The sequence below is a fragment of the Rhizobacter sp. P2_H2 genome, assembly GCF_056403375.1.
In genome coordinates, this window is the sequence record NZ_JBFUFP010001012.1 from 1 (window position 1) to 1,957 (window position 1,957).

General features: G+C 67.3%; 2 protein-coding genes, 1 tRNA gene and 1 pseudogene. All 4 read right to left on the bottom strand.

The annotated features are described in order from the left end of the window. Positions 1-82: 82 nt before the first annotated feature. A tRNA-Val gene (locus tag AC1D15_RS29450) sits at positions 83-158 on the bottom strand. Positions 159-183: 25 nt separating this feature from the next. Then, the gene (locus AC1D15_RS29455) at positions 184-456 is read right to left on the bottom strand and encodes an HU family DNA-binding protein (protein ID WP_047485758.1); all 273 of its coding nucleotides are present in this window, start codon (positions 454-456) and stop codon (positions 184-186) included. Between the two features lie 266 nt (positions 457-722). Further along, positions 723-1,820, bottom strand: a complete 1,098-nt coding sequence (locus AC1D15_RS29460; RefSeq protein ID WP_465114673.1) for a tartrate dehydrogenase — start codon at positions 1,818-1,820, stop codon at positions 723-725. Positions 1,821-1,823: 3 nt separating this feature from the next. Further along, positions 1,824-1,957, bottom strand: a pseudogene (locus AC1D15_RS29465) (alpha/beta hydrolase); the annotation flags it as partial.

Below are 1,957 nucleotides of genomic sequence, written 5' to 3' on the forward strand. Positions count from 1 at the left end.
AGGCGAACCTGGGTTCGCCTTTGCTGGGGGTGGGCGGCGCGGATTCTACTAGCTCTGCCAGCTCGTCCGCGGTGCCATCGGGTGGTGGGTGCTGAGGGGCTCGAACCCCCGACCTACGCCTTGTAAGGGCGCCGCTCTACCAACTGAGCTAAGCACCCGGATGCCTTCCGTTGCCTGCGGTCTTCAGTTGACCGCGTCCTTCAGGGCCTTGCCCGGGCGGAACTTCGGCACCTTGGCGGCCTTGATCTTGATGGTGGCGCCGGTGCGCGGGTTGCGGCCGGCACGGGCGGCGCGCTTGCTGACGCTGAAGGTGCCGAAGCCAACGAGCGACACGCTGTTGTTTTTCTTCAGCGTGGATTTCACGCCGCCGATCAGAGCTTCGAGCGCGCGCGTCGCCGCTGCTTTGGAGATGTCGGCCTGCTTGGCGATGTGCTCAATCAGTTCGGATTTGTTCACGAAGGTACCCCCTCAAAAAAGGTGTCTCGAAAAGAATCTGGATGGGTGTGGAGCCTGGATCCGGGCCGCGCGGGACGGGACGTAACGGCTCGAACGATTACAGCCGCAGGCACCCCCACTGTCAAGCGCGGAAGCGGATTCTATGCGTAATCAGCTGCATCCGAAGGCGGCATCCGCGCGCGTGCTTCCTCGCTTGACAATAGGCTGTCCGCGTCATATTCGGCGCGGGTTGCAGCGGGGTCGGCCACCCCGCGTGTCATGTGGGGTCACATGCACTCGGCGATCGCGCGGCCGAGGTCGGCGGTGTGCGCCGTACCACCCAGGTCGGGGGTGCGCGGCGCACCGGACGAGGGCTCGAGCACCGTCTCGATCGCGCGCAGCACCGCATCGTGCGCATCGCGGTGGCCCAGGTGGTCGAGCATCATCGCGCCCGACCAGATCTGCCCGATCGGGTTCGCGATGCCGCGCCCGGCGATGTCGGGCGCCGAGCCGTGCACCGGTTCGAACAGCGACGGGTGGGTGCCGGCAGGGTTCAGGTTGGCCGACGGCGCGATGCCGATCGTGCCGGTGCAGGCCGGCCCGAGGTCCGACAGGATGTCGCCGAACAGGTTGCTCGCGACCACCACGTCGAACACCTCGGGGCGCTGCACGAAGTGCGCGGTCAGGATGTCGATGTGGAAGCGATCGACGCTGACATCCGGATAGCCGCGGGCCATCGCCTCGACGCGCTCGTCCCAGTAGGGCATCGTGATCGAGATGCCGTTCGACTTGGTGGCCGAGGTCAGCTTGCGGCGCGGGCGCGACTGCGCCAGCTCGAACGCGAACTTCAGCACCCGGTCGACGCCGACACGCGACATCACCGTCTCCTGGATCACGATCTCGCGCTCGCTGCCCTCGTACATGCGCCCGCCGATGCTGGAGTACTCGCCCTCGGTGTTCTCGCGCACGATCATCATGTCGATCGCGCCGGGCGCGCGCGGCTTGCCGTCACGGCCCACCAGCGGCGAGCGGATGCCGGGCATCAGGCGCGCCGGGCGCAGGTTCACGAACTGGTCGAACTCGCGGCGGAACTTCAGCAGCGAACCCCACAGCGACACGTGGTCGGGGATCTTCTCGGGCCAGCCGACCGCGCCGAAGAAGATCGCGTCATGCCCGCCGATCTGCTGCTTCCAGTCGTCCGGCAGCATCTGGCCGTGGCGCTCGTACCAGTCCCAGCTCGCGAAGTCGAAGTGGTCGAACTGCAGCCCGATGCCGAAGCGGCCGGCCACCGCCTCGAGCACGCGCAGGCCCTCGGGCACGGTTTCCTTGCCGATGCCGTCGCCGGCGATGACGGCGATGCGGTGGGTCTTCTTGGGCGCGTTCATCATTCAGTCCTTCAGGAAGTCGTTGATCTCGGCGAGCAGCAGCTCGGGCAATTCTTCGGCGATGTAGTGGCCGCAGGGCACCGCCCGGCCGCTCACCTCACGTGCCGCAGCGCGCCACAGCGCGAGCACGTCGAAGC

Bases quoted from the DNA above. Each gene is read 5' to 3' on its own strand.
- AC1D15_RS29460 (WP_465114673.1), bottom strand. From the start codon at position 1,820: ATGAACGCGCCCAAGAAGACCCACCGCATCGCCGTCATCGCCGGCGAC.